At 63.5% G+C, this 22,258-nt stretch carries 26 protein-coding genes; 15 read left to right on the top strand and 11 right to left on the bottom strand.

All coding sequences use genetic code 11. The annotated features are described in order from the left end of the window. Nucleotides 1–5: 5 nt before the first annotated feature. Complete coding sequence (locus tag R3E49_RS02005) at nt 6–881, bottom strand: YicC/YloC family endoribonuclease (RefSeq protein WP_290740663.1); 876 nt, start codon at nt 879–881, stop codon at nt 6–8. 141 nt (nt 882–1,022) lie between these two features. Here R3E49_RS02005 and rph point away from each other — a divergent pair, with 141 nt between their 5' ends. After that, nucleotides 1,023–1,742 (top strand): ribonuclease PH, encoded by a 720-nt coding sequence (gene rph, locus R3E49_RS02000; protein ID WP_371293511.1) that lies wholly within the window; start codon nt 1,023–1,025, stop codon nt 1,740–1,742. 6 nt (nt 1,743–1,748) lie between these two features. Here rph and R3E49_RS01995 read toward each other — a convergent pair whose 3' ends face one another. Beyond that, nucleotides 1,749–2,513, bottom strand: a complete 765-nt coding sequence (locus R3E49_RS01995; protein WP_290740656.1) for an exodeoxyribonuclease III — start codon at nt 2,511–2,513, stop codon at nt 1,749–1,751. 193 nt (nt 2,514–2,706) lie between these two features. Here R3E49_RS01995 and pyrE point away from each other — a divergent pair, with 193 nt between their 5' ends. From pyrE to R3E49_RS01980, 3 genes are all read left to right on the top strand, one after another. Beyond that, nucleotides 2,707–3,351, top strand: a complete 645-nt coding sequence (pyrE, locus tag R3E49_RS01990) for an orotate phosphoribosyltransferase (protein WP_371293510.1) — start codon at nt 2,707–2,709, stop codon at nt 3,349–3,351. 37 nt (nt 3,352–3,388) lie between these two features. Then, entirely contained in the window at nt 3,389–4,060 is a 672-nt protein-coding gene (locus R3E49_RS01985; RefSeq protein WP_371293509.1) for a hypothetical protein, read from the top strand. 107 nt (nt 4,061–4,167) lie between these two features. Continuing rightward, a complete protein-coding gene (locus R3E49_RS01980; protein WP_371293508.1) occupies nt 4,168–5,730 on the top strand; it encodes an arylsulfatase in 1,563 nt (520 codons plus the stop codon). 94 nt (nt 5,731–5,824) lie between these two features. Here R3E49_RS01980 and slmA read toward each other — a convergent pair whose 3' ends face one another. The 4 genes from slmA to coaBC form a co-directional block, all read right to left on the bottom strand. Next, the gene (slmA, locus tag R3E49_RS01975; RefSeq protein ID WP_371293781.1) at nt 5,825–6,460 is read right to left on the bottom strand and encodes a nucleoid occlusion factor SlmA; all 636 of its coding nucleotides are present in this window, start codon (nt 6,458–6,460) and stop codon (nt 5,825–5,827) included. 84 nt (nt 6,461–6,544) lie between these two features. After that, complete coding sequence (gene argB, locus R3E49_RS01970) at nt 6,545–7,447, bottom strand: acetylglutamate kinase (RefSeq protein WP_371293507.1); 903 nt, start codon at nt 7,445–7,447, stop codon at nt 6,545–6,547. A 43-nt stretch (nt 7,448–7,490) separates the two neighbouring features. Then, nucleotides 7,491–10,055 (bottom strand): phosphomannomutase/phosphoglucomutase, encoded by a 2,565-nt coding sequence (locus tag R3E49_RS01965; protein WP_371293506.1) that lies wholly within the window; start codon nt 10,053–10,055, stop codon nt 7,491–7,493. Continuing rightward, entirely contained in the window at nt 10,048–11,253 is a 1,206-nt protein-coding gene (gene coaBC / locus R3E49_RS01960) for a bifunctional phosphopantothenoylcysteine decarboxylase/phosphopantothenate--cysteine ligase CoaBC (protein ID WP_371293505.1), read from the bottom strand. The genes R3E49_RS01965 and coaBC overlap by 8 nt, the downstream gene beginning before the upstream one ends. A 102-nt stretch (nt 11,254–11,355) precedes the next feature. Between coaBC and radC the strand changes: the two genes are divergently transcribed. The 5 genes from radC (at nt 11,356) to R3E49_RS01935 (ending at nt 13,881) form a co-directional block, all read left to right on the top strand. After that, complete coding sequence (radC, locus tag R3E49_RS01955; RefSeq protein WP_371293504.1) at nt 11,356–12,030, top strand: DNA repair protein RadC; 675 nt, start codon at nt 11,356–11,358, stop codon at nt 12,028–12,030. 128 nt (nt 12,031–12,158) lie between these two features. Continuing rightward, nucleotides 12,159–12,395: a 50S ribosomal protein L28 gene (gene rpmB / locus R3E49_RS01950; protein ID WP_027950178.1), complete on the top strand. Its 237-nt coding sequence runs from the start codon at nt 12,159–12,161 to the stop codon at nt 12,393–12,395. Between the two features lie 26 nt (nt 12,396–12,421). After that, nucleotides 12,422–12,577, top strand: coding sequence for a 50S ribosomal protein L33 (rpmG, locus tag R3E49_RS01945; protein ID WP_027950179.1), 156 nt, complete (start codon nt 12,422–12,424; stop codon nt 12,575–12,577). 66 nt (nt 12,578–12,643) lie between these two features. After that, complete coding sequence (gene mutM, locus R3E49_RS01940; RefSeq protein WP_371293503.1) at nt 12,644–13,456, top strand: bifunctional DNA-formamidopyrimidine glycosylase/DNA-(apurinic or apyrimidinic site) lyase; 813 nt, start codon at nt 12,644–12,646, stop codon at nt 13,454–13,456. Nucleotides 13,457–13,512: 56 nt separating this feature from the next. Further along, nucleotides 13,513–13,881 carry a hypothetical protein gene (locus R3E49_RS01935; RefSeq protein WP_371293502.1) on the top strand — a complete coding sequence of 123 codons (369 nt, stop codon included), beginning with the start codon at nt 13,513–13,515 and terminating at the stop codon, nt 13,879–13,881. Here the strand turns inward: R3E49_RS01935 and coaD are convergent. Beyond that, nucleotides 13,878–14,360, bottom strand: coding sequence for a pantetheine-phosphate adenylyltransferase (gene coaD / locus R3E49_RS01930; RefSeq protein ID WP_371293501.1), 483 nt, complete (start codon nt 14,358–14,360; stop codon nt 13,878–13,880). The two genes, R3E49_RS01935 and coaD, sit on opposite strands and share 4 nt — an antisense overlap. Nucleotides 14,361–14,434: 74 nt before the next feature. Beyond that, complete coding sequence (rsmD, locus tag R3E49_RS01925) at nt 14,435–15,049, bottom strand: 16S rRNA (guanine(966)-N(2))-methyltransferase RsmD (RefSeq protein ID WP_371293500.1); 615 nt, start codon at nt 15,047–15,049, stop codon at nt 14,435–14,437. Between the two features lie 73 nt (nt 15,050–15,122). On the opposite strand from rsmD, the gene ftsY reads away from it, so the two are divergent. The 6 genes from ftsY to trmB all read left to right on the top strand — a co-directional run bounded on the left by ftsY (nt 15,123) and on the right by trmB (nt 20,030). Next, complete coding sequence (gene ftsY / locus R3E49_RS01920) at nt 15,123–16,334, top strand: signal recognition particle-docking protein FtsY (protein WP_371293499.1); 1,212 nt, start codon at nt 15,123–15,125, stop codon at nt 16,332–16,334. After that, nucleotides 16,331–16,993 (top strand): cell division ATP-binding protein FtsE, encoded by a 663-nt coding sequence (gene ftsE, locus R3E49_RS01915; RefSeq protein WP_290740569.1) that lies wholly within the window; start codon nt 16,331–16,333, stop codon nt 16,991–16,993. The genes ftsY and ftsE overlap by 4 nt, the downstream gene beginning before the upstream one ends. Beyond that, a complete protein-coding gene (ftsX, locus tag R3E49_RS01910; protein ID WP_371293498.1) occupies nt 16,990–17,964 on the top strand; it encodes a permease-like cell division protein FtsX in 975 nt (324 codons plus the stop codon). The genes ftsE and ftsX overlap by 4 nt, the downstream gene beginning before the upstream one ends. A gap of 93 nt (nt 17,965–18,057) precedes the next feature. Continuing rightward, complete coding sequence (gene rpoH / locus R3E49_RS01905) at nt 18,058–18,912, top strand: RNA polymerase sigma factor RpoH (RefSeq protein ID WP_290740562.1); 855 nt, start codon at nt 18,058–18,060, stop codon at nt 18,910–18,912. A 51-nt stretch (nt 18,913–18,963) separates the two neighbouring features. Beyond that, nucleotides 18,964–19,341: a DUF423 domain-containing protein gene (locus tag R3E49_RS01900; protein ID WP_371293497.1), complete on the top strand. Its 378-nt coding sequence runs from the start codon at nt 18,964–18,966 to the stop codon at nt 19,339–19,341. Then, on the top strand, nt 19,341–20,030 hold the full coding sequence (gene trmB, locus R3E49_RS01895; protein ID WP_371293496.1) for a tRNA (guanosine(46)-N7)-methyltransferase TrmB: 690 nt from the start codon (nt 19,341–19,343) through the stop codon (nt 20,028–20,030). The genes R3E49_RS01900 and trmB overlap by 1 nt, the downstream gene beginning before the upstream one ends. A gap of 22 nt (nt 20,031–20,052) precedes the next feature. On the opposite strand, the gene hemW is transcribed toward trmB, so the two are convergent. From hemW to R3E49_RS01880, 3 genes are read right to left on the bottom strand one after another with little or no spacing between them, the layout of a single operon-like run. Further along, a complete protein-coding gene (hemW, locus tag R3E49_RS01890; protein ID WP_371293495.1) occupies nt 20,053–21,159 on the bottom strand; it encodes a radical SAM family heme chaperone HemW in 1,107 nt (368 codons plus the stop codon). Between the two features lie 35 nt (nt 21,160–21,194). Next, on the bottom strand, nt 21,195–21,818 hold the full coding sequence (gene rdgB / locus R3E49_RS01885; RefSeq protein WP_371293494.1) for an RdgB/HAM1 family non-canonical purine NTP pyrophosphatase: 624 nt from the start codon (nt 21,816–21,818) through the stop codon (nt 21,195–21,197). Continuing rightward, nucleotides 21,818–22,249: a DUF4426 domain-containing protein gene (locus tag R3E49_RS01880; protein WP_371293493.1), complete on the bottom strand. Its 432-nt coding sequence runs from the start codon at nt 22,247–22,249 to the stop codon at nt 21,818–21,820. The genes rdgB and R3E49_RS01880 overlap by 1 nt, the downstream gene beginning before the upstream one ends. Nucleotides 22,250–22,258: the final 9 nt, after the last annotated feature.

Genomic DNA, 22,258 nt, shown 5'->3' with positions numbered 1-22,258 from the left:
TTGCCTCACTCGATATTCTGCACCTGCTCCCGCATTTGCTCGATCAGCACCTTCAGTTCAACCGCATTGTGCGTGGTGCTACTGGCGATCGACTTGGAGGACAGGGTGTTCGCCTCCCGGTTCAGCTCCTGCATGAGAAAATCCAGGCGCCGCCCGCAGGGGCCACCGGTGTCCAGCGTGTGCCGCACTTCGCGAATATGGGCCTGCAGCCGGTCCAGCTCTTCTTCCACATCGGCCTTCTGCGCCAGGTAGACCAGTTCCTGCTCCAGCCGCTCCTGGTCGACCTCCACCCGCAATTCCGCGAGGCGCGTCCGCAGTCGTGCCTGCTGTTGCTCGCGCAGCGCCGGTATCTGTGCGCGGGCCGCTGCGGTGGCAGCTTCGACCTGGTTCAGGCGGTCGCGAATGAGCGCCGCCAGCTGGGCGCCCTCGCGAGCCCGGTTTTCCATCAGGGTATCCAGTGCGGTGTCGAACAGCGCGTTGACGCTGTGCAGCAGTGTCGTTTCGTCAGTCAGTGCCGCGCTGCACACGCCTGGAAACTGCAACAGCTCCAGCGGGTTGATCGGTTGCGCGGCCGGCAGTGCGTGCGCGATGTCCAGGGCGGTCTCAATGACCTTTTGCAGGTGTTCCCGGTTGACCTGCAGCGCCGACCCCTTTGTCTCGCTGGCCTGAAAGCGCACCAGGCAATCCAGCTTGCCGCGGGACAGGCGTGCCGCGGCGCGGGCGCGCAGGGAGGTTTCTGCGCTGCGCAGCAGGTCGGGCAGTTTGAAACTGCAATCCAGGTAGCGGTGGTTGACGGTACGGAGTTCCACGGTAAGCTCGCCGCCCTGGCCGCTGCTGCTCTGCCTTGCGAAAGCCGTCATGCTGTAGATAGGTGTCGTCAAGCGTACTGCCTCTGCCGAAAGTGCCCACAGAGTCTAGCAGGCTGGCTGGCCGGCTCACACCCGCTCCGGCGCGCCAGGTGGCGCACTGCAGCCAGCTCGCGGCTCGCGTATACTGCGCGACCCACTGACCGGAGACTCCCCATGCAACGACCCAGCGGCCGCGCGCCTGACGACCTGAGAACTGTCATCCTCACCCGGGATTTCACCTGCCACGCGGAGGGTTCTGTGCTGGTCGAGTTTGGCGCCACGCGGGTCATCTGCACAGCCTCCGTAGAGCCCGGCGCACCCCGGTTTCTGCGCGGCACGGGCAGCGGCTGGGTCACGGCCGAGTACGGCATGCTGCCGCGCTCTACCGGTTCGCGCATGGACCGCGAGGCCAGTCGCGGCAAGCAGGGTGGTCGCACACTGGAAATACAGCGGCTGATTGGCCGCTCACTGCGCTCGGCGGTGGATCTGAAAAAGCTGGGTGAATACACCATCACCGTTGACTGCGACGTGATTCAGGCTGATGGCGGCACCCGGACCGCGGCCATTACCGGTGCCTGCGTGGCACTGGTGGATGCCCTGAATCACCTGCAGCGCAAGAAGCTGATCACCACCGACCCGCTGTTGCAGATGGTGGCTTCGGTGTCCGTTGGTGTCTTCCAGGGCGTACCCGTGCTGGACCTGGATTACCGGGAGGATTCCCGGGCCGATACGGACATGAATGTCGTGATGGGTGAGGACGGCGGGTTTATTGAAGTACAGGGCACCGCCGAGGGACAGCCCTTCCAGCGCGATGAAATGAACGCAATGCTGGATCTGGCAGAAACCGGTATACGCCAGCTTTTCGAGGCCCAGAGACGGGCGCTGGCGGGCTGAGCCGGTTCAGACTTCGATGTCGTAATCCATGATGACCGGGGCGTGGGTGGAGAACACCCGCGCCTTGTAGATGGCGCCGTAGTCCACCGCGTACTTCAGGCCCTTCGAAATGATCTGGAAGTCGGTACGCCAGCCGTTGCTGCCCGGCTCACCATCCGGCCACCAGCTGAACTCATCGCGGTCAGAGTTGATTTCCCGGAATGCATCGACATAGCCGCCGTCGATGAGCTCGTCCATCCACTGGCGCTCTTCAGCGAGGAACCCGGGGACAGTGCTGTTGCGCTCCGTGTCCTGGACATCAGCTGCGGTGTGCGCCAGATGCCAGTTGCCGCAGATGATGAACTCGCGGCGTTTGTTGCGAATTTTCTGCAGGTGGTTCTGCAGCAGGCTGTAGAACTCGTTTTTCCGCGCCAGCTGTTCTGCGTTGCCGGGTGCCGCATAGGGGGCCAGCAGGCAGCCTACACTCAGGTTCTCGTAGTCGGCCTGGATGTAGCGACCTTCCATATCGAAATCGGTGAACCCCAGGCCGGTCATGATGGCCTTCGGCAGCTTGCGGCAGTAAATGGCCACGCCGTTGGACTTGCCGTCCACGTCGTCGTAGAAGTAGGCGTTGTACTCGCGCGGGAAGTAGAGATCGTCGCGAAGATCGTACTCGGTGCAGCGCAGGTCCTGGATACAGATGAAGTCGGCATCCTGCTCGCTCAGCCAGTCATAAAATCCGTTACCAGCGGCGTTCTGGATGCCGTCGGCACTGAAGCTGATGATCCTCATTCTTGGCCCCTTGCTGAGAGAGCGTGTATCATGCCGAGTTCGGGTTCGCCGGGCGGCGGCACGGTGTCGAATGTCCAATCCCGGTAGAAGTGGAACGCTTATGGCTCCACGCTGCCTATGATACCGGCGTCACTGGAAAAGCATAACCCCAAACCGGCCAATTCGCAGCTCTTACTCCCCTTCGGAGTCACATATGAACGCATACCAGCAGGAGTTCATAGAACTCGCACGCCGTCACGATGTTCTCAAGTTCGGTGAGTTCACGCTGAAGTCCGGGCGCGTCAGCCCCTATTTCTTCAATGCAGGGGCGTTCTCCAGCGGGGCAGCCCTGGCAACGCTAGGACGCTGCTATGCGCAGAGCATCGTGGAGTCGGGAATCGACTTCGATGTTCTGCTCGGGCCAGCCTACAAGGGGATACCGCTGGCAGCTGCCACCGCCGTGGCGCTCGCCGATCATCACGGGCGTGACGTGCCCTTCGCCTACAACCGCAAGGAAGCCAAGACCCACGGCGAAGGGGGAACCCTGGTGGGAGCACCGTTGCAGGGCCGCGTGCTGGTCATCGACGACGTGATCACCGCGGGCACGGCAGTACGCGAAGTCATCGCCATGATAGAGGCAGCGGGCACACAGCTTGCCGGCGTTGCCATTGGCCTCGACCGCCAGGAGCGCGGTGCCGGCTCCGCCTCTGCGATACAGGAGCTGGAGCGCGAGCAGGGTATTCCGGTCCTCAGTATCATCAATATGGGCCACATCATCGATTACCTGCAGGCCGCGGGAGAGGCCTACACGGATGTGCTGGCCGCCATGCGCGATTATCGAAAGCGCTACGGCGTGTGACTTGTTGCCCCGGCTGGCAACCTCTATATTGGACTCCATGAAAAGACGGGCGGTCATACAGTTCATCAGCGCGGCGTTGTGCACTTGCCTGGCGGCCCAGGTGATGGCACAGGGCAACGAGCTGTATCGCTATCGCAACGACCAGGATGTGGTCGTGGTGGACGACAGCGTGCCACCGGAGTACGTCGCCCGCGGCTACGAGGTGCTGAACGAGCGCGGCGTGGTCATTCGTGTGGTGCCGAGGGTGCTCACCCCCGAAGAGCTCGCGGACGCCAATTCGCAGCTGCGGCTGGAGGAAGCTGCGGCGCTGGAGGAGCAGCGCCTGCGCAAGTGGGACCAGACCCTGCTGTTGCGCTACAGCTCGATTGAGGATATCGAGGCGCACCGCGACCGGGCGCTGGCCGACCTGAGGCTGCGGGTAGGTATCCTGAAAAGCAACCGGCGCAACTACAAGCAGCAGATCGAAACCTACCAGTCCCAGGCGGCTGATCTTGAGCGCCGTGGCCAGACGGTGGATGAGGCCCTGCTGAAGGCGATCGCCAGCCTGCAAAAGGAGCTTGCCGCCACCGATCGGCAGATCGCCGACCGCAATGAAGAAGTGGAGGAAGTGCGGGCCAGTTTCGAAGCCGACATCGAGCGCTTCAGGATGCTGGAAGAGGCGGTGCGCCTGCGCCGCGAGCTGAGTTCAAAAGCCGCGAGGGCGGATTAGCGCTGCCATCGCTTGGCGCAGTCATGAAAGTGCCACACCTTTTTCCTTGCACTTTTGTCACAATGTGCAACGCTTAGCGAAGAACTGAAAAAAAGTGAGGGAAGGGTATGCATCATCCACTGATCCAACGCGTCGGGCGTTGCCTGGCGTTTCTTGGGGCGCTGTCCGCCGGCTCGGTGCTGGCAGCCGACAAACCGAACATCCTGGTGATCTGGGGTGACGACGTTGGCCAGTCCAACATCAGCGCCTACACCCGTGGCCTGATGGGCTATCACACGCCAAACATCGACCGCATTGCCAACGAGGGCATGTTGTTTACCGACTACTACGGTGAGCAGAGCTGCACCGCCGGTCGGGCCTCCTTCATCATGGGGCAATCGGTGTTCCGCACCGGGCTGTCCAAGGTGGGCCTGCCAGGCGCTGAACTGGGTATGCAGGAAGAGGACCCGACCATCGCCGGGCTGCTGAAGAACCACGGCTACATGACGGGGCAATTCGGCAAGAATCACCTGGGTGACAAGGATGAGCACCTGCCGACCAATCACGGTTTCGATGAGTTCTTCGGTAATCTCTATCACCTGAATGCGGAAGAGGAGCCCGAAAACGAGGACTATCCCACCGATCCCGCCTTCCGTGAGAAATACGGCCCGCGTGGCGTCATCCGCTCCTATGCTGACGGTCGCATCGAAGACACCGGCCCGCTGACCAAGCGGCGCATGGAAACCGTAGACGACGAAACGGTCGCGGCAGCGAAAGACTTCATCACCCGTGCGGTGAAAGCCGATACCCCATTCTTCGTCTGGTGGAGCGGCACGCGTATGCACTTCCGCACCCATGTCAGCGACGAAAAAATGGCGATGGTGAAAAAACAGTACCCGCACGCCGATGAATACACCGCCGGCATGATCGAGCACGACATGCACATCGGAGAGTTCCTCACGTTGCTCGACGAGCTGGGTGTGGCGGACAACACGCTGGTGTTCTACTCCACCGACAACGGCCCGCACATGAACACCTGGCCGGATGCGGCAATGACGCCCTTCCGCGGTGAGAAGAACACCAACTGGGAAGGCGGCTGGCGGGTACCTGCAGCGGTGCGCTGGCCTGGCAAGATCACTGCTGGCAGTGTCTCCAACGATATCATGCACCACATGGACTGGTTGCCCACCTTCCTGGCGGTAGCGGGCGAGCCTGATGTGAAGGAGAAACTGCTCAAGGGGCACCGCGCGATCAACCGCAAATACAAAGTGCACCTGGACGGTTACAACTTCCTGCCCTTCCTCACCGGGGAAGTGGATACCGGGCCGCGCCGGGAGATTTTCTACTTCTCCGATGACGGTGACCTTACGGCCTTGCGTTATGACGCGTGGAAGCTGGTGTTCCTGGAGCAGCGCGTAGCGCAAACGCTGCAGGCGTGGCAGGAGCCGTTTGTGGAGCTGCGTCTCCCTTACATCTTCAACCTGCGTCGCGATCCCTACGAGCGCGCCCAGATCACATCCAACACCTACTATGACTGGATGTTGGACCGGGCCTACCTGCTGGTGCCCGCGCAGGACTACGTGGCGCAGTTCCTCGCGACCTTCAAGGAGTACCCACCTCGGCAGAAAGCCGCCAGCTTCTCGCTGGATCAGGTGATGGAAAAACTGACGGCGCCCGCCGGTACGCCCTGAGGCGATGGTCCACAGCCCCGCAGGTGAAAGCCTGCGGGGCTTTTTTGTGGGGATTCGGGGGTGCGTGCCGGTGGTGCGCGCCAGGTAGCCTGCGTCAGCGCGCCGCGGAGCCGGCCGGATCCACCAGGGGCGAGGTCACCGCCTGGCGGAAGAAGCCGTTCAGCAGAAGAGACCATTGCTCCTGCCAGTTTTCCGTTGGAGAGCGGCTGAAGCCGCTGCGCACAAACTGTGCGATGCGCCCCTCCGCCGTCGCCATCAACAGATTGGCGGCCGCGGGCAGTGGAATCACCGGTCGCAGGCCTTCCCGCAGCTCGGCTTCGCGCAGCACCTGCTTGAGCTGGGTCTCATAGCGGTCGAACAGCTGCGCCACGCGCTGGTGCAGCCGATCGTTCTCGCCTGCAAGGGCATCACCGGTGAGTATGCGGGTGATACCCGGGTTGCGTTCGGTGAAGGCCAGCAACAGCAGCAACATTTTTTCGCAGCGCCTGGCTACGCCGGCTTCCTCACTGAGAATGATGTTGATGCGGGAAAACAGGGTGTCTTCAATAAACTCGATCAGGCCCTCGAACATTTTCCCCTTGCTGGGGAAATGGCGATAGAGGGCCGCCTCGGAAACGCCAACCTCGCGCGCCAGCCCGGCGGTGGTGATGCGATTACCGGGGCTTGCCTCCAGCATCTGGGCGAGGGCCTCCAGGATCTGCTGACGGCGTTGGGATTTTTTCGGCGGCATGTCGCTCACGATCGTTGGCGGGTGACCTAATGCTATCGGCTCGTCGGGGCCGCTGCAACACGCTGGCCGGATTGGTGCACGGGTTTAGCTTGAGCGGCCGGTGATCAGCGTGCCGATGCCGGTGTCGGTGAATATCTCCAGCAGAACCGCATGGGGCACCCGGCCGTCGATGATATGCGCACTCGCCACGCCGGATTTCACCGCATCCAGGGCGCAGCCGATTTTCGGCAACATGCCCCCGCTGATGGTGCCGTCGGCGATCAGCGCGTCCACCTGGCGAGTGCTGAGGCCCGTGAGGATGTTCCCCTGCTTGTCCAGCAGGCCCGAGACGTTGGTCAGCAGCATCAGCTTTTCTGCCCGCATCACCTGGGCGATCTTGCTGGCCACCAGGTCGGCATTGATGTTGTAGGTATTGCCGGCATTGTCCACCCCAATGGGCGCGATGACCGGGATGAAATGGCTGCCGAGGATAACGTTCAGCACCTCTGTGTCGATCTGGTCGACTTCCCCCACATGGCCGATATCGACGATCTCCGAGGCACCAAGTTCCGGGCTGTAGCGGCTCACTGTGAGTTTGCGGGCGCGAATCAGCTGCCCGTCCTTGCCGGTGACGCCAATCGCCTTGCCACCCGCGCGGCTGATCGACGAGACAATTTCCTTATTGACGCTGCCGCCCAGCACCATCTCCACCACATCCATGGTTTCGCTGTCAGTCACGCGCATGCCGTTGACGAACTCGGTGTGGATATTGAGCTTCTTCAACAGTTCACCGATCTGCGGGCCGCCACCGTGCACCACCACCGGGTTCATGCCCACCAGCTTCATCAGCACCACATCGCGGGCGAAGCTTTCGTGCAGCAGGGGATCGACCATCGCGTTGCCGCCAAACTTCACGACAATGGTTTTGCCGGTGAAGTGCTGTATATAGGGCAGTGCTTCGGTCAAAACCCTGGCGATATTCAGGGCGGATTCGCGGTCGAGTGACATAGGGCTTCCTGGCGTGGCCCGCAGGGGGCCGCTGTGAATCGGGTTATTCGGGCAGCGTCAGTTGCGGTGATACCACAGCCATCTGGTCCCGGAAGTCGGCCATGATAGCGCGCAAGCGCTCGGCTGTGGAGGCCTCGAAGCGCGCGGTGAGCGCCGCTGAGGTGTTTGAGGCGCGCACCAGGCCCCAGCCGTCGTTGAAGTCGACACGCAGGCCGTCCAGGGTGTTCACCTTGCCTTCGGGGAAGTAGGCGCCGTCTATCAGCTGCTGCACCAGCGCGAACTTGTCGGCATCGGGGACGGGGATCAGGATCTCGGGCGTATTGGCTGATTGCGGCAGTGCGTCGAGCAGTTCGTCGAGGGTCTGGTTCTGGTTGCTGAGTATTTCGGCCAGGCGCACCGCGGCGTACATGCCATCGTCGAAGCCGTGCCAGCGTTCGCCAAAGAAAATGTGCCCGGAGAATTCGCCGCCGAGCAGCGCATTGGTCTCCACCATCTTCTCTCGCATGAACGCATGGCCTGTTTTTGACAGCACCGGCCTGCCCCCGTGCTCGACAATCAGCTGGCCCAGGTTGCGGCTGCATTTCACGTCAAACACGACGTCAGTGCCGGGATTCCGCGATACCACATCCTCCACATAGAGCATCATCAGCTGATCCGTGCGCAATATCCGGCCAGAGCCGGTCACCACGGCAACCCGATCCCCGTCACCGTCGAACGCAACCCCCAGGTCGGCGCGGTTGTGACGCACCGCCGCTGCGAGGTCGGCGAGGTTTTCCTCGCGGCTGGTGTCTGGCGAGCGGTTGGGAAAGCGGCCGTCCATCTCACAATAGAGCTGCATGACATCACAGCCCAGCTCGGCAAACAGCTGCGGTGCGATATCGCTGGTGGCGCCGTTGCCGGCGTCCACCACGACTTTCAAGGGCGCCGGCAGCGTGATATCGCTGATGATTTCTTCCAGGTACGCGGGCAAAGGGTCGGCCTTCGACAACGTGCCGCGGCCCTCGCGGAAGTCGCCGCCCAGCGCGGTGTCCCGTATGCGCTGCATCAGGCCTGCCGCGCTGGGTGCGTTCTTCAATACGATCTTGAGTCCGTTGGCGGCGGCGGGGTTGTGGCTGCCGGTGATCATCACGCCGGAACGTGTCTGCAGAGTGCGCGTGGCGTAGTAGAGCAGCGGTGTCGGTACGACACCGATGTCGATAACGTCCCTGCCCGTGCTGAGCAGCGCCTTGATCAGGGCGGATTTGATGCGTGGGCTGGAGGTGCGCCCGTCAGCGCCGACGATCAGCGTATTCTCCCCATTCTCCGCGGCAATAGTGCCCAGAGCGCGACCGATCAGGCTGACCGTGGTGTCGCCCAGATCACGCTCGGCATTGCCTCGAATATCGTAAGCGCGAAAGATTTGTGCGGGCAGGAATTCCCCGGCGTTGAGTACCGGCTCCTGGGTGACATCCAGAGTGTCCAGGTCGTCATCGCGGGTGTCCTCCACCGGGTCTTCTTCAACCAGTGGCGTGCGTTGAAACAGCGGGTGCATCAGGTGGTTATCGGCCTGACTGCTCCTGGGCTCTTCGGGGACCGCGGCCTCACCATCTTCGTCGTCCACAGCGCTGTGGCCCCGGTGTTCCGTGAGCAACTTGCGCAGGTGTTCCCCAAGGGGCACCAGGTGCGGCAGGTGTAGTTGGACCTGCCCGCGCAACCCGGCACCGCGAATGATCTGGGCCACATCGCTGGCCAGTAACCCGGGTATCCGTGAAAGCAGCAACAGCAGTCCCCCGGCCAGACCCAGCAGGATCACGGCCAGTATCAGCAGCAACGGCAGGCGGTTGACCTGAAATTGTGCAATCAGGGCATCCGAGGGCGTGAACTCGAGCTGCCAACTGGTATCCGGCACCGTGTACGCCACGCGGTAGCGCTCACCCGCGGCGTTGGCGCTGCCCACGGTGATCAGCTCGACACCGTTTTGTACATGATTCTGGGTCAGTGTGACCTGGCCGTTGGCGGGGTCGGCCAGTTCCAGCCAGCGGGGAATGAGGGTGTTGTCGAAGGTGCCCAGGATCACGGTCTGGCGCCCGGGGCTTTCCTCCGAGCGCACCAGCTGCGCCATGGAGGTGTAGATCTGGCCATCGGCCCGGTAGGTTTCCGGCTGGCTTGGGTCCCCCGCGGTGGCACGACGCACCAGGTCGAGCTCAATGTGGTTGCGCAACTGGTGACTGGATCCACTCAGGCTGGCGGTCCCGAGGTCACTCAGCAGCAGGGCGCGCACCTCGCTGAACTCCGGAAACAGCCGCAGGATCTGCCGTTCCAACGGTTCCGCGGCGGCGTCATCGGCGAGCAGCAGCTGTTGCCCCAGAGCGCTGTCCGCCACTTGCTGCAGACGCATGCGCAGATCGCCGGCGACCTGCGCCAGGGCACGCGCCTGCTCGCTGGCGATAATGTTCACCGCTGCGCGCGTATGCCGGTCCTGCAGGCCGGCGTCGCGCAGCAGCGCGAGGTAAGCGAAGCCAAGCAGTACAGGCAGTGTGATGACCAGTACGGCTATCAGGAGAATACGGTATAGCGTCGCCTTGCTGGCGATGACGCCAGCGGCGGTGTTCTTGATGCGTTTAGCCATCAGCCGCCTCCATGCGCTGGGCGATCAGTGAAATCAGCTCGCGTGCGATCGTGGCCTTGCTGGCCTCGGCAAGCGCCTGGCTGCCATTGTGCCAGAGGACCGTGACGGCATTGCGGTCGCTGTTGAAGCCAATCGCTGTATCGGACACATCGTTGGCGACGATCATGTCCAGGTGTTTGCGCTCAAGTTTGTCGCGCGCATAGCGTTCCACATCCTGGGTTTCTGCCGCAAAACCGACGGTGAAGGGTGCCTGTGCGTGGGCGCTGACTGTCGCCAGGATATCCGCATTGCGCTCCAACGCCAGGGTGATGCCTGCAGCATCCTTCTTTATCTTCTGCGCGGCGACCCTGACGGGCCGGTAATCCGCAACCGCGGCACAGGCGATGAACAGGTCGCAGTCGTCTACCCTCGCCAGACAGGCTTCCAGCATGTCGGCGGCACTGACGACATCAATCCGGGTGACATGGTCCGGGGTCGCGAGCTGAACCGGGCCGCTGACCAGCGTGACCTGTGCGCCTGCATCGACAGCGGCCCTGGCCAGCGCATAGCCCATTTTGCCGGAGCTGTGGTTGGACAGGTAGCGCACCGGGTCCAGCGCTTCGCGTGTCGGGCCCGCAGTGATCATGACCCGGCGCCCGGCAAGTGCACCACTGGCAAACAGCCCCGCTGCGGCGAGTGCGATATTGACCGGTTGCTCCATGCGCCCCGGACCGATATCACCGCAGGCTTGCTCGCCGGAGGCTGGGCCCACCAGTGACATACCCCGGTCCTGGAGCGTTGCAATGTTGGCTGCGGTTGCCGGGTCGCGCCACATCTGCTGATTCATCGCCGGCGCGATCAGCTTGTGCGCCGCGGTCGCCAGGGTCACCGTGGTGAGCAGGTCATCGGCGCGTCCGCCTGCAAGGCGGGCGATCAGGTCAGCGGTGGCAGGGGCGATAAGCAGCAGGTCGGCCCAGCGCGCGAGCTCGATGTGGCCCATGCCGAGTTCGGCGTCGGCGTCCAGAAGGTCGGTGTGCACCGGATGGCCGGACAGGGCCTGCAGGGTCAGCGGCGTAATGAACTCCTGGGCGCCGCGCGTCATGATCACCCGTACATCGGCGCCGAGTTCCTTGAGCTGGCGAATGAGCTCTGCCGATTTGTACGCGGCGATGCCGCCGCTGACGCCGAGCACAACATTGCGATTGAAAAGATGTGCCACTGCGGCTACCCAATTGGGACAATAGATGAATACAGATGCCGAACAATACCATTACACCGGGTGTTTGGACACCGCAGGGCCACAGCCAGGGAGGGCGTCGCCATGTCGATCAGGGAATGGGCCGCGGGGGAGGGGCCGCGCGACAAGCTGCTGCAGCGGGGGGCGAAGACACTCTCCGATGCCGAGCTGCTGGCCGTGCTGTTGCGAACCGGTCGCCGGGGCTATTCGGCGCTCGACCTTGGCCGCGATCTGTTGCAGCGTTTCGGTAGCCTGGGCGGCTTGCTGCGGGCCAGTCAGGAGACGTTGCTGGGCTACCCCGGCCTGGGCGCCGGCAAGTATGCCGTGCTCAGGGCAGGGCTGGAGCTGGCCCGACGGCACGCGCTGGAGCAGGCGCGCGCCGGAAGTGCACTGTGCAGCCCCCAGGCCACGCGGCAGTTTCTGCAGCATCACCTCGGGAGTCAGGCGCGGGAGGTGTTTACCTGCCTGTTTCTTGACAACCAGCACCGTATCCTGCGCTGTGAGGACCTGTTCTTCGGCACGCTGGATGGGGCTGCCGTGTATCCCCGCGAAGTGGCGGTTCGCGCTCTGCAGTACCATGCGGCGGCGGTCATTCTCGCCCACAACCACCCCTCGGGCGTTGCCGAACCCAGTCATGCGGACCGGCGCATCACAGAGCGCTTGCAGGCGGCGCTGGGCCTGCTGGATATCCGGGTGCTGGACCACATCATCGTGGGCCGCGGACAGAGCTATTCCTTCGCGGAGAGCGGTTTGCTGTAGCGCGGGTTTTGCTTGCGATGCCCCTGCTGTTCTGGTATAAAGTCGCGCTCCGCGCGGCCGGGGTACCCTTTCAGACCCGTTTGGCCACACAAATTCGACAAGTCCCGTGGTATATGGGAGAGGCAATCATGGCAAGAGTATGTCAGGTCACCGGCAAGCGTCCGGTCACAGGGAACAACGTATCACACGCAAAAAATCGCACTCGCCGCCGTTTTTTGCCGAACCTGCACCACCACCGTTTCTGGGTTGAGTCCGAGAAGCGTTTCGTGTCCCTGCGCGTGTCCAGCAAAGGTATGCGCATCATCGACAAGAAGGGCATTGACCAGGTGCTGAGCGATATTCGCGCCAGCGGCGTCAAGGTCTGAGCGGCGGAATCTGAAGGAGAGCAGTCATGAGAGACAAGATCAGAATGATTTCGTCAGCCGGTACGGGCCATTTCTATACCACTGACAAGAACAAGCGCACCACCCCCGACAAGCTGGAAATGAAAAAGTACGATCCAGTTGTGCGCAAGCATGTCATGTACAAGGAAGGCAAGATCAAGTAACGGGACCCTGTTTTTTGATACGCCTGGAACCCCGGCCTGTGTCGGGGTTTTTTATGGCCACGCAATATGCCTGAATTGCCTGAAGTTGAAACCACCCGCCGCGGCGTCGCGCCCTGGGCGGAGGGGCGGCGCGTGCTGTCCGTGGAGGTGCGGGAGCCACGCCTGCGCTGGCCGGTACCGGCGGACCTTGCGCAGCGCCTGCAGGGCCAGGAAATCACCGCAGTGGAACGCCGCGCCAAGTACCTGCTGTTCCACACCACCTCCGGCAGCCTGCTGGTGCACCTCGGCATGTCCGGCTCCCTGCGGGTGATTCGCGACGATAGCCCCCTGTTGCGTCATGATCACGTGCAGATCCTGCTTTCCAGTGGGGACCGTCTGCGCTACAACGACCCCCGGCGGTTTGGCTGCATGCTCTGGCTGGCGCCCGGTGAGTGCCACCCGCTGCTGGCCGGTCTCGGGCCGGAACCGCTGTCGGAGGCCTTCACGGGGGACCTGCTTTACCAGCGGTCCCGTGGCCGTCGCGGGCCGGTAAAGCCGTTTCTGATGGATGGCCGGGTGGTTGTCGGTGTGGGTAATATTTACGCCAACGAAGCCCTGTTTCTGGCCGGTATCCGCCCGGACCGCCCTGCAGGGAAGATCGGTCTGACCCGTTACCAGCGCCTCGCAGATGAAGTGAAGCGAGTACTTACTTTTGCGATAGGGCACGGCGGCACTACATTGCGTGATTTTGTCGGCGGTGATGGCAAGCCGGGCTATTTTGCTCAGCAGTTGTCCGTGTACGGTCGTGGTGGCCAGCCCTGTACCTGCTGCGGGAAGTCATTGCGCGAGGTGCGGCTGGGGCAACGCAGTACGGTGTATTGCGTGGCCTGTCAGCGCTGAACAGGCTACACTCAGCGTCTGTATGGTAGGGGCTATGTCCCGCGGGGGAGTGAACAATGAAAAGCAATTGCCTTAATCGCCAGCTCGCGTTTGCTGTGCTGGCCACATGCCTGACCATGCCACAGTGGGCTGCCGCCCAGAGCGCGGTTGATGAGAGCCCGTCTGCCGGCGCCATGGTGGGCGATCTGCTGATTGCGCGGCCCATCGGGGCGGTGATGACAGTGGGTGGAACGGCCGCGTGGCTGGTCAGCCTGCCCTTCACGCTGCTCGCGGGCCATGCCGGTGAGGCTGCTGAAACCCTGATGATCGGCCCCGCGGAGGCGACCTTCGTGCGCTGCCTGGGCTGCCGCGAAACCGGCTACACCAACAAGGATGTCGAGCGGAATCGGGCACGCAAGGCCGCAGCGGCTGCCGCCGAAGACTAGCGGAAGCGCGCCTGCAGTGCCCGGGCCACCGGCGCGGGCACGAAGGGTGTAATGTCGCCATTCAGGGCAGCGATTTCCCGCACCAGCGAGGACGAGATATAGGAGAGGTGTTCCGAGGGTGTCAGGAAGATGCTCTCGAACTCGCGGTCCAGCGCCCGGTTCATATTGGCGAGCTGAAACTCGTATTCGAAATCCGCGACGGCACGCAGGCCGCGCAGCACACAGCGCGACCCCTGGCTGTGCACGAAGTCGATCAGCAGATTGCTGAAGCCAACCACTTCCACGTTGTCCAGGTGTTGCAGCGAAGCCTTGCACAGGGCTACCCGCTCTTCCAGGGTGAACAACGGTGTTTTCTTTTCGCTGTGGGCTATGGCCACAACCACTTTGCCGAACAGGCGTGCCGCGCGCTCGGTGAGATCGACATGACCGTTGGTGATCGGGTCGAAGGTGCCCGGGTAAATGACTGTGTGTGAATTCATGCCAGCTGCTCAGTGCCTGAGAACAAGCTGCGGATGGTAAACACTCACTGTCGCGGGCGCAAACGGGAGCACCATCACGCCCCCGTGTGGAACAGGCGGTAGCGAACGGCGCCAGAGGTTTTGTCGCGGTGCAGCAGCCAATCCGCAGGCAGCGCTGCCTCGGGTTCGTCGGCCCCGGTTTCTACATAAATGCTGGCGCCCGGCGCCAGCGCGCCGCATTGCGCCAGCAGGGCGCAGCTGGGCTCCACCAGTTGCAGGCCGAAGGGGGGGTCGATGAAGACGATATCCCAGGGCCCGGCGCCGGCGGAGAGCAGGTCGAGGGCGTTACAGGCGTGGCAGCGGGCCTGGCTGGTCGCACCGAGCGCGTTCAGATGGTGGCGGATCTGGGCCAGGCTCTCGGGGTTGGTGTCGATGAAATCGCAGTGTGCCGCGCCCCGGGACAGGGCCTCTAGGCCGAGGGCGCCGGAGCCGCTGAACAAATCGGCACAACGTGCCTCCGGCAGCTCTGCCGCCAGCCAGTTGAACAGGGTCTCGCGGATGCGGTCACCGGTGGGGCGCAGCCCTTGTGCCGCAGTGAAGCGCAGCTTGCGGCCACGCCAGCGACCCCCGATGATGCGCAGGCTGCTGCTGGTCGACGCCGGTCGCGCCGAGGCCGGCCGCCTCGCTGACCGCCCGCGCGGTGCTGTCATTTCGTCGCCCCCTTCAGGAGTGTTAGGATACGCAGTCCTGCGGATGCCTCCCGCGAACTGTATCACGAGACCCATGAAGTTTTTCAAACGCAGTAAAAAGACGCCTGCGTCAGGCGCGCCGACGCAGGCCGCACCTGAGCCGGCCGCACCGAAGCCGGCCGCACCTGAAACGGACGCTGAGGTTCAATCGTCAGCAGAATCTGTACTACCAGCGGGCGGCGAGCCGGATAGTGCGGCGAAGGCGGCGTCCATCCCGGTGCCCGCCGCCGACGCGCTGGTACCGACCCCCGCGGCTGAGCAACCCGCGGAGGCGCCGGTGCAGCAACCGGTGGAGCGGCCAGTGGCTGCCTCGGAGGCCGGATTTTTTGCTCGCCTGCGGCGCGGCCTGGGGAAGACCAGCAACACGCTGGTAGAGGGGCTGGGAACCCTGTTTCTGGGGCGCAAGGAGATCGATGCGGAGCTGATGGAGGAACTGGAGTCGCGGCTGCTGCTCGCGGATGCAGGCGTCGACGCAACCGTCGACATCATCGGGCGCCTGACGCAGCGCGTGTCGCGCAGGGAGCTGACCCGGCCAGACGCCCTGCAGCGCGCCCTGCAGGAAGAGCTGCTGAGCCTGCTGCAGCCCTGCGAGGTGCCGCTGGATGTGAGCGGCCACAAGCCTTATGTGATTCTGATGGTGGGCGTGAACGGCGTGGGCAAAACCACGACCATCGGCAAGCTTGCGCGCCGCTTCCAGGCGGAGGGACGCTCCGTCATGCTGGCGGCGGGGGATACCTTCCGCGCCGCGGCTGTCGAGCAACTGCAGGTTTGGGGCCAGCGCCACAATGTGCCCGTCATCGCCCAGCATACCGGCGCCGACAGCGCCTCAGTGATCTACGATGCGCTGCAGGCGGCTCAGGCGCGCAAGGTCGATGTGCTGATCGCCGACACAGCCGGTCGCCTGCACAACAAGGACAATCTGATGGAAGAGCTGCGCAAGGTGGTGCGGGTGATGGGCAAGCTCGACGCCGCCGCACCGCACGAGGTGATGCTGGTGCTGGATGCGGGTACCGGGCAGAACGCTCTCGCCCAGGCCAGCCAGTTCCAGCAGGTTGTCGGCGTGACCGGACTCACCCTGACCAAGCTCGACGGCACCGCCAAGGGCGGCGTCATTTTTGCCATTGCCCGCAAGCTCGGCCTGCCCATCAGGTTCATCGGCGTGGGGGAAACCGCAGAGGATCTGCGCCCCTTCGCGGCCGAGCCTTTCATTGACGCCTTGTTTGCAGGTGCCGACGTCGAGCCATGATCACCTTTGACCGGGTCAGCAAGCGCTACGCCGAAGGTCATGAGGCACTGAGTGAAATCAGTGTCGATATCCGCCAGGATGAAATGGTGTTCCTCACCGGCCATTCCGGCGCCGGCAAGAGTACGCTGCTGCGTTTGATCATGCTCATTGAGCGGCCCACCCGCGGCCAGGTCATTGTCGACGGGGTCAATCTGGCCAAGGTGGGCGAGCGCGGCATTCCGCGCCACCGGCGGAATATCGGTGTTGTGTTCCAGAATCACCAGCTGCTGTTCGACCGCAACGTGTTCGATAACGTGGCCCTGCCGCTGGTGATCGCCGGTTACGAGCACAGGGAAATCGGCCGTCGCGTGCGCGCCGCGCTGGACAAGGTGGGTCTGCTGTCAAAGGAGCGTGCACTGCCGGTGACCCTGTCAGGCGGCGAGCAGCAGCGTGTGGGTATTGCGCGTGCGGTGGTGGCACGCCCGCGGATTCTCCTCGCCGACGAGCCCACGGGCAACCTCGACCCTCTGCTCTCGGCAGAGATCATGCAACTGTTCGAAGCCTTCAGCCAGGTGGGCGTCACGGTGCTGATCGCCAGCCACGACCTGGCGCTGATTTCACGGCTGCGGCACCGCATTCTCACCCTTCGCAACGGCCGCCTTGTGGGAGCCGGGTCATGAGTGCTGCAGAGAACAAACCGCGGCGGGATGGCGCCAGCGCGCGCCGCACACGCCTGCGGCATCTGCTGCAGGGCTGGCTCGCGCACCATCGCCTGTCTGCCGCGGACAGCCTGGCCCGCGTGCTGGATCACCCGTTTTCCAGCGCCCTGACCTGGCTGGTTCTGGGCATCGCACTGGCGTTACCGGCTGCGCTGACTGTGGCCCTGGACAATGCGCGTGCCCTGAGTGACCGCTGGGACAGTCCGGCGCAGCTGTCGCTGTTCCTCAGCGGGTCAGTGAGCGCCGATGAAGCACAGGCGCTGCAGGCTGCACTGCAGCAGCGCGAGGATATCGAGCAGGTTGTATTTGTCTCGCGCGACGCCGCGCTGGCCGAATTCAGCGCCCTTTCAGGTTTTGCCGACGTGCTCGATACGCTGGAGCGCAACCCGCTGCCGGATGTGTTGCTGGTCACCCCGCTGCCGGGGTCCGATGCGGTGACGGCATTGTACGCCGAGCTCAAGGGCGACCCCCGGATTGCCGAGGTGGTGTTGGACATGGCCTGGCTGGAACGCCTGAACACCCTCATGCAGCTCAGCCGACGCGTGGTGCTGGCGCTGGGCAGCGTACTGGTGGCTGGTGTCGTGTTGATCCTGGGCAACACCATTCGCCTGGCCATCGAGAGCCGGCGCGAGGAGATAGTGGTGATCAAGCTGGTGGGTGGGAGCAATGCCTTCGTGCGACGCCCGTTCCTCTACACAGGGCTCTGGTACGGCGTGGGCGGCGGTGCCTTTGCCGCCTTGCTGGTGGCTGCGGCGCTGTGGTTTCTCGGCGGCCCGGTGACCCGTCTCGCCGAACTCTACCAGAGCAACTTCCGGCTCGGTGGGTTGGGCATCATGGGCAGCCTCAATCTGGTGCTCATCGGCGGCTTGCTGGGGCTCGCCGGCGCCTGGCTGGCGGTCGCCAGACACCTGCGCCTGATCGCCCCGCGCTAGCGGGTTCACGGGCCTTCCAGGGAACTTTTCTGCTGTTAGCACTCTAAGGAAAAGAGTGCTAAAATCAGGCACATGACAGAGGGGGATATCCGCATGAGCAAAGCGTTGCTGCCAGTAGACCAGATGGTGCCAGGCGCCAATCTTGCGGCCTATGTACAGGCGGTAAGCAGCATCCCGTTACTGACTCCGGAGCGCGAAAAAGCGCTGGCGGAGGATCTCTATTTCAACAGTAATCTGGAAGCGGCGCGTGAGCTGGTGATGTCGCACCTGCGCTTTGTCGTGCATATTGCCCGCAGCTACTCTGGCTACGGCCTTCCCGAGGCAGACCTTATCCAGGAAGGCAACGTTGGCCTGATGAAAGCGGTAAAGCGCTTCAATCCTGAAAAAGGTGTGCGGCTGGTGTCCTTTGCCGTGCACTGGATCAAGGCCGAGATGCACGAATTTATCCTGCGTAACTGGCGCATCGTCAAGGTTGCGACAACCAAGGCGCAACGCAAGCTGTTCTTCAACCTGCGCGGGGCAAAAAAGGATCTCTCCTGGCTGAGCCGGGAAGAGGCGCAGGCGGTTGCGGACGACCTCGGCGTCGATATCGCCGAAGTCCAGCGTATGGAAGGCCGGCTCAGCAGCCGCGATGTTGCCTTCGATGCACCCGTGGGTCAGGACGATGACGAAGCCTGGCAGGCCCCACAATACTACCTTGAAGATCAACGCAGCGATCCTGCCCTGTCTGTCGAATCCGACAACTGGCAGGAAAACAGCGAGGACCAGCTTTACCAGGCACTGGGTGAACTGGACGAACGCAGCCGGGATATTCTCGCCCAGCGCTGGCTGGCGGAGAAAAAGGCCACCCTGCATGAATTGGCAGCCAAGTATGAGGTGTCGGCGGAGCGCATTCGCCAGCTTGAGCAGAACGCCATGAAGAAACTGCGCAGCGCAATCGCGGCCTGACGCATCCCCGGGAGTGCTACACTGCACTCCCGTGTTTTCCGGAGTTCCCCCATGGCACAGTTTTTCATTGCCAGTGCGGCGATCAGTGGCGCCCTCGCGGTCAGTTTCGGTGCCTTTGGCGCCCACGCGCTGAAGGCCCGGCTGGATAGCTATTCCCTGGATGTCTTCCAGACCGCCGTCCAGTATCACTTCATTCACTCGCTGGCCCTGCTGGGCGTCGGTATCCTGCTGCTGCAGAACAGCGAGCTGGGGTTGCTGCGCAGCAGTGGCTGGCTGTTCCTGCTCGGCATGCTGTTGTTTTCTGGCAGCCTTTATGTGCTCAGCCTGTCCGGCCTGCGCTGGCTGGGCGCCATTGCGCCGCTCGGCGGCCTGTCATTTATCGCGGCCTGGGGTTGCCTGGCGGCGGCGAGCTGGAAACTGGCGGTCTGATGAGCGATACCGCGCACCGCCCCATTCGCAGCTACGTGCTGCGAATGGGGCGACTCACGAGCGGCCAGCAGCGGGCCTGGGATCAGTACTGGCCGCGCTATGGGCTGCTGCACAGTGATGGACCACTGGACTACCGCGAAGCGTTCGGCCGCGAGGCGCCGCGTGTGCTGGAAATCGGCTTCGGCATGGGGCAATCCTTTGTTGAAATGGCTGCAGCCGCCCCGGACACCGACTTTATCGGCATCGAGGTGCACCGTCCCGGGGTGGGAAAAATGCTGCACAGCATGGCAGAGCGTGGCGTGGAGAACATCCGGGTGTACTGCCACGATGCGGTGGAAGTGTTGCGTGACTGCATTGCGCCTGCGTCACTGGACACTATCCAGATCTTCTTCCCCGACCCGTGGCACAAGAAGCGCCATCACAAGCGCCGGCTGATTCAGCCCGCCTTCACGACGGAGTTGGTCAGGTACCTGAAACCCGGCGGCGTGCTGCACCTGGCCACCGACTGGGAAAACTATGCAGAGCAGATGCTGGAGGTACTGGGCGCCACGCCGGGCTTGCGCAATCTGGCGCCAGATGGCAACTATGTACCCAGGCCCCCACAGCGGCCTTTGACCAAGTTCGAGCAGCGCGGTGAGCGCCTTGGGCACGGCGTCTGGGACCTCATGTTCAGCCGGTTGGGCGACTGAGGCGCTGCTGATGCTGCGCCCCTCAGCAGAGAAATTCCGTCACCACAGAATCGAGAAAGCGCCGCCCGAGGGCGCTGGCGCGCAACCGATTTCCCTCCTGCACTAACAGGCCCCGCGCCAGCAGGGTGTCCAGCGCCGGTTGCAGCGTGGACAGGGGGAGGCCGGTGCGCGCCGTATAATCCGCCAGCGCAAAGCCGGCATTCAGGCGCAGTGCATTGAGCATGAATTCCCCCGGCCTTTCCTCATCGCCCAGCCACTGCGGCTGCACGCGCCAGTCACCAGAGGCGGCCAGGTAGGCGTCGGGCTGGCGGCGTTTGGCGTAGCGCAGGATGCGCCCGTCGGGAAAGCTCACTTTGCCGTGCGCGCCGGCGCCGATGCCGAGATAGTCACCGAACTCCCAGTAATTCAGGTTGTGGCGGCAGTGCTCACCGGTCGCGGCCCAGGCAGAGACCTCATACGGGTGCAGGCCCGCCGCCTGCAGCCGGTGCTCGCCCGCGTCCTGGATATCCGCCAGTACGTCCTCCACAGGCAGGATGGGGGGCTGTTTGTAGAACACCGTGTTCTGCTCGATCGTGAGCTGGTACCAGGACAGGTGTCCTGTCCGGTAGGCGCTGGCGACGTCCAGGTCGGCCATCGCGGCGGCGGTACTCTGCCCCGGCAGTCCATGCATCAGGTCGAGATTGATCCGGGTAAAGCCCGCGTCACGCGCCGCGGCCACGGCGGCGTGGGCCTGGTTGCTGTCATGTACCCGGCCCAGAGCTGCCAGCTGCGCGTCCTGGAAAGACTGTATCCCCAGCGACAGGCGGTTGATACCGGCGGCGCGAAAACCGGCAAACTTCGCGGCCTCTGCACTGCCGGGATTGGCTTCCAGTGTCGCCTCGAGGTCGTCGGCCAGCGCCACCCGATCGGCGATGCCACGCATCAGGCGGTGAATCCCCGCGGCACTGAACAGGCTGGGCGTGCCGCCCCCGATGAACAGGGTCTGCACGACGCGGTCCTGCACGAAGGGCAGATCCGCCTCCAGATCTGCCAGCAGTGTAGAAATATACTCGGCTTCCGGCAGCGTGCGCGTCTCGTGGGAATTGAAATCGCAATAGGGGCATTTGCGCTCGCACCAGGGCAGGTGCACGTAAAGACTCAGCGGGGGGAGTTGCAGTGCGCCCATCAGCCCGGGGGCGGTGGCAGGCTGCGTTCCAGTGCCGCAACCAGCTGCGCGCAGGCCACCGCGCGGTGGCTCACCCGGTTTTTGGTGCGGGGCGCCAGCTGCGCGGCACTGCAGTTGAACGCCGCCACATGGAACAACGGGTCATAGCCAAAGCCGCCGTCGCCCTGGGGCGCCTCGAGAATATGTCCCTCCCAGCTGCCCTGGCAGATAATTGGCGTGGGATCTGTTGCGTGGCGCAGGTAGACGATCACGCACTGGTAGCGTGCGCTGCGCTGTTCCCGGTGCACCCCCTGCAGAGCCTCCAGCAGCTTGCGATTGTTGCCCTCATCGCCCGCCCCGGAATAGCGCGCTGAGTGGATGCCCGGTGCACCCTGCAGCCAGTCCACCTCCAGTCCGGAGTCGTCGGCGATGGCAGGCAGTCCCGTGTGCTGGGCGGCGGCGCGCGCCTTGAGAATCGCGTTCTCGACAAAGGTGAGCCCGGTTTCGGCAACCTCCGGCACGCCGAATTCGGACTGTGCCCGCAGGGTGAAGCCCAGCGGCGCGAGAATCCGTGACAGCTCCGCGAGCTTGCCGGCGTTGCCGCTGGCGAGCACCACTGGTTGCGGCAGGCGCGCGTCAGTCATCAGTTGATATACAGCTGGTGGCGATGTTCAAACCGGAAGGTGGTGTCGGAGCCCTCCGGCCGGAAATCGATATCGAAAAACCGCCACTCCTCGTTGATGAAATCAAATTCGGCAATGTAGTAGATGGCGCCGCTTTCCCGCACCTCCAGGAACTCCAGCGGCTGGCCGGTAATCAGATCGCGGGTATAGCCCTGCAGCAGCATGGGACGAGCCTCAGTGCCGCCATCGACGTGTTCGCGTACGGCAAGATTGAGAATACCGCGGTTCTTGCCGCGGGTGATGCCGTAGCTAGCGGCGACACGTGGTTCCAGGAAGGTCGTGTTGACCACGCTGTAATGCAGCTCGTAGCGGCCGAACATTTCCGACTGCTGGGCCGAGGCGAAAGCGGCGGACAGCAGCGCCGCCAGCGCAAGGCAGAGTGTCCTGATCATGGTGCTCTC

This window comes from Haliea sp., from assembly GCF_041395985.1.
In the GTDB taxonomy this organism is placed as follows: Bacteria; Pseudomonadota; Gammaproteobacteria; order Pseudomonadales; family Halieaceae; genus Haliea.
Note: the sequence above shows the minus strand (reverse complement) of the source record. Positions and strands in the feature narration are given on the sequence as shown.